The 4,676-nt window shown below is 45.9% G+C and carries 3 protein-coding genes; all 3 read left to right on the top strand.

What is annotated here, in order from left to right; translation table 11 throughout:
• A partial coding sequence (locus DSBG_RS21195) for a 4Fe-4S dicluster domain-containing protein (RefSeq protein ID WP_068966950.1) occupies positions 1-1,118 on the top strand: 1,118 nt, incomplete at its 5' end.
• 4 nt (positions 1,119-1,122) lie between these two features.
• Complete coding sequence (locus tag DSBG_RS21190; protein WP_068966946.1) at positions 1,123-3,348, top strand: hydrogenase iron-sulfur subunit; 2,226 nt, start codon at positions 1,123-1,125, stop codon at positions 3,346-3,348.
• Between the two features lie 228 nt (positions 3,349-3,576).
• A partial coding sequence (locus DSBG_RS21185; protein WP_068966944.1) for a (Fe-S)-binding protein occupies positions 3,577-4,676 on the top strand: 1,100 nt, incomplete at its 3' end.

Raw genomic sequence — 4,676 nt, 5'->3', positions numbered from 1 at the left:
AGATGAATCAGTATTTTCCAAAGCTGTGTCCTCCAAATTGTGGGTTGGAAATTAACTTTAAACGGATCAAGCAAAATCCCTTGATTAAATTTTTCACATTAGCAGAGATTGAACAAATCGAGGGTGGAGAAGGAGATTTTACGGTAACAGTGAAATCGAATTCCCGTTATGTAAATCAGAACTGCACAGCATGCGGAAAGTGCGTAGAAGTGTGTCCAGCAGAGAGGTCCAATGAATTCAACTACGGATTGGATAAAACCAAGGCTATATACAAAGCCCATGCGTTCGCGTTTCCGATGAAGTATGCGATTGACGATAAGGCATGCTTAGGTGCGGAATGCGGGAAATGTGTAAGTGCCTGTCAATATGGTGCTATCGAATTAGACATGACAGCAAAAAGCTTCAAGTTAAATGTTGGAGCCATAGTCTGGGCGACAGGTTGGGAACCCTATGATGCCAAGAAGGTTGATTATTATGGATTTGGCCGACATCAAAACGTCATTACCAATGTAATAATGGAACGAATGGCAGCGCATAATGGACCAACTGGGGGCAAAATAGTACGTCCATCAGACGGCAAAGAAGTTGAAAGCATAGCGTTCGTACAGTGTGCCGGATCGCGTGATGAAAACAATCTGCCTTACTGTTCGGGAGTTTGCTGTATGGCTTCCTTAAAACAAGCTACTTATGTGAAAGCACAGAACCCGGATGCGAAGGTGTCTATGTTTTATATAGATGTCCGGGCGATGGGGAAATATGAAGATTTTTATACCAAAGTACAAGAAAGTATTTCTATGATAAAAGGGAAAGTCGGGGAAATCTCCGAAGATCCTTTGACCAAAGATTTAATTGTACAAGTTGAGAACCAGGTTACCGGGGAAATAATGAAGGAAAAGGTTGACATGGTAGTACTGGCGACAGGTATGGTACCGGCAACGGCTGGTTCAAAAGTACCGGCTACAATAACGTATGATCAAGATGGATTTATTGCTACTGATTCACAGCAACCCGGGATTTATGGCACGGGATGCGTAAAGAAGCCATTGGATGTTGCCTCATCGGTAAAAGATGCTACGGCTGCAGCTCTAAAGGCCATTCAATCTACGGTGAGGAGGTAACTCAATGGATAAAAAAACAGGTGTTTATATCTGCACCGGCTGTAGTATCGGGGAATCTCTGGATGTAGGGGGCCTGTCCAAGGTTGCCACCAAGGAAGGCAAGGCTCCGGTTTGCAAGTCACACGCTTTTTTCTGTGGAGCAGAAGGTGTGGCGCAAATCAAGAGTGATATAGAGAACGAGGGAGTCAATACAGTCGTTATCGCAGGTTGTTCATCCCGTGTAAATTATGATGTTTTTGATTTTGGACCATCCGTAATCTTGGAAAGGGTCAACCTAAGAGAACAGATCATCTGGTGTCATCCGGCGAACGATGAAGATACCCAGATGATGGCAGAGGATGCTCTACGGATGAGCCTGGCCAAAGCAAACCATGTCCAACTACCAGAGGCTTACCAAGGTGAAGATATGGTAAAAACCATACTAGTAGTCGGTGGAGGTTTGTCAGGCATAACAGCCGCTTTAGAAGGAGCGAAAGCAGGATATAAAACGGTTCTCGTGGAAAAAAGTCCAGTTCTAGGTGGCTGGATGAACAGTTTATATAAACAGGCTCCGCAGAAGTCGCCGTATAGTGCTCCAGAAGAAGTTGATATTGCTGAACGAATTAAAGAAGTTGAAGCTCACCCAGATGTAAAAATCTATGTGGGAGCTGAAATAAAAGAGATAGCTGGCGCGCCAGGAATGTTTAACGTGAGCATCAGCCAAAATGGTGACACGCTGACAGAACGAATCGGATCGGTAGTTCTGGCTACTGGGGCAGTTCCATATGAGGCAACAAAGCTGGAAAAGCTTGGCTATGGTAAATACGAAAATGTAATTACAGCGCAACAAATGGAAGCACTGGCCAAAAAGGGAAAAATTGTACGCCCAGACGGCAAAGAAGTCCAAAGCATTGCGTTTATCCAGTGTGCTGGCTCACGGGATTCAGAACACCTGCCATACTGTTCAGCGGTATGTTGTGTAGAATCCTTGAAACAGGCGACTTATTTAAAGGAACAGAATCCTGAAGCCGCGGTCTACATTTTCCACAAAGATATACGGACACCGGGCCAATATGAGCGTCTCTACCAACAAGTGCAAAAAGATGGAGGAATTTTCGTCCGAGGTGAAATTGCTGGCATCAAAGAAGACGGCGGAAAGAACCTGATCATTGAAGCAACTGACGTTCTAACCGGATCGGGAATTAGCACAGAAGGTGTGGACTTGGTTGTCCTAGCGACAGGAATGGTACCAACCACAGCCATCGGAGAGAGTTTCGTAGCGAAAGCCGAAACTGAGGATGGTAAAGAAGAAGAACCAGTACAAGCGGGCGATGCACCAATTCTCAAGTCAAACCTCTTGAACCTGGCTTATCGGCAGGGACCAGAGATGCCGACTTTGAAATATGGCTTTGCAGATTCCCACTTCATCTGCTTCCCGTATGAAACTCGCCGTACAGGGATCTATGCGGCAGGGAGCGTAAGGGCACCGATGGATGAGGTGTCCAGCATAGAAGACGCAACAGGAGCTGCTATGAAGGCCATTCAATGCATTGAATTGAGTGCGTTAGGATCAGCAGTACACCCACGGGTAGGGGATCTATCCTTCCCAGATTTCGCCATGTCGAGATGCACACAGTGCAAACGTTGTACAGTGGAATGTCCTTTCGGGGCGATTAACGAGGATGAGAAATTCAATCCACTGCCTAATCCAACCCGTTGTCGTCGGTGTGGAGTCTGTATGGGGGCTTGTCCTGAACGGATCATTTCCTTTAAGAACTATTCCGTACCAATGATTGGTAACATGATTAAGGCCATTGATGTGCCTGAAGAAGATGAAGAAAAACCGAGAATTGTCATCTTTGCTTGTGAAAACGATGCTATTCCTGCTTTAGATATGGCGGGGATCAACCATCTCAATTATAATGCTTGGGTGCGTGTTATCCCGGTAAGATGCTTAGGCTCAATGAGTCTAGTGTGGATCGCCGATACGTTGTCGAAGGGTATTGACGGAATACTACTACTAGGTTGTAAGCACGGTGATGATTATCAATGCCACTTCGTAAAAGGTAGTGAATTGGCAGAAATCAGATTATCAAAAGTAGCAGAAACTTTAAACAGGCTGGACCTCGAATCAGATCGGGTGCGGATGGAGCAGGTCTCCATCATGGATTATGACAAGATACCGGCTATATTGGACGGCTTTGCCGAGAGACTAGAAGAACTGGGTCCCAATCCCTACAAAGGGTTCTAAGTAGCGGCTAAGGAATGGGGACACACCTCCTAAATCTGGTAAGGCTTTGGAGTGGGAGGAATGTCCCCGATCGGAAAGATTTCGGGTCGAGGATTGTCCCTAATCAATAAAGTTTTGACTCCGAGTGGGGAGGAACGTCCCAATAGAGGTAAGGGGACACCTCCCAAAATATAGGTTTGACTCCGGGTGGGGAGGAATGTCCCCATTTAAGTGCAAAGGAGCATGAATATGGATGAAATAAAAGAAGTATCTCTGGAAATGAAAGATTATATTGTTTCTTCAGGGGCGGAGACACTTAGTTGGTGTATGCAGTGCGGACTCTGTACCAATCTTTGTCCATGGAGGCAGGTTACCGGTGAAATAAGCGAAGCATTTAACATACGGAAGATGCAGCGTTTAGGCCAACTAGGATTAGAAGGCTTCGAGGACGAAAATATCCTGTTTGCTTGTGTTACCTGTGGAATGTGTCTAGTAAACTGTCCCAGAAAAGTTGAAATCATCGATAACGTTCGCTCAATGCGGAACACGACGGTGGCAGCAGGCTTTTTACCAGGAACACTGCGTCCTATAGCAGGTAGTCTTCACGCCAACGGCAACCCGTGGGCAGGCCCGCAGGAGAAACGTGCTGAATGGCAAGAAGGTCTAAATATACCAGCGTTCACCGAAGATACCGAGTATCTGCTTTATGTGTGCTGTACCTCCAATTATGATACACGGAGCAAGAAGATAGCCAAAAGCGTCGTAAAACTGTTGCAAAAAGCAGGAGTAAGCTTTGGAGTTCTGACAGCAGAAGAGAATTGTTGTGGAGAGACCATACGTAAGATCGGCGATGAGGCCTTGTTCCAAAAACTAGCCGAATCGAATATCAAGCTGTTTAACGGAAAAGGCGTGAAAAAGATCATTACAACGTCGCCGCACTGCTTGTACGCGTTCAAGAAGGATTACCCAGAACTGGGTGGAGAATACGAAGTTATGCATTATGCAGATCTTCTGGGCAGTCTTTTAAAAGAAGGAAAGCTCACATTCTCTGAAGAATTAGCGAAAAAAGTAACCTTCCATGATCCATGCTACTTGGGTCGCCATAATCAAGTCTACGATCCACAAAGGGATCTCCTAGAAGCTGTTCCAGGTGTCGAGCTCGTCGAACTGGAGCGTAATAAGAACAAGAGTCTATGTTGCGGTGGCGGCGGTGGCCGGGTCTGGGCCGAGGTACCCTTTGGCGAACGATTTGGCGAACTAAGAATTAACGATGCTGTGGATAAAAAGGCAGATATCTTAGTTACAGCATGTCCTTACTGTATAGCAATGCTCGATGATGCTTGCGCGGG

This window comes from Desulfosporosinus cupriresistens, assembly GCF_001707885.1.
In the GTDB taxonomy this organism is placed as follows: Bacteria; Bacillota; Desulfitobacteriia; order Desulfitobacteriales; family Desulfitobacteriaceae; genus Desulfosporosinus.
Note: the sequence above shows the minus strand (reverse complement) of the source record. Positions and strands in the feature narration are given on the sequence as shown.

Coding starts and splice junctions, on each gene's coding strand:
- DSBG_RS21190 (WP_068966946.1), top strand. CDS start 1,123: ATGGATAAAAAAACAGGTGTTTATATCTGCACCGGCTGTAGTATCGGG.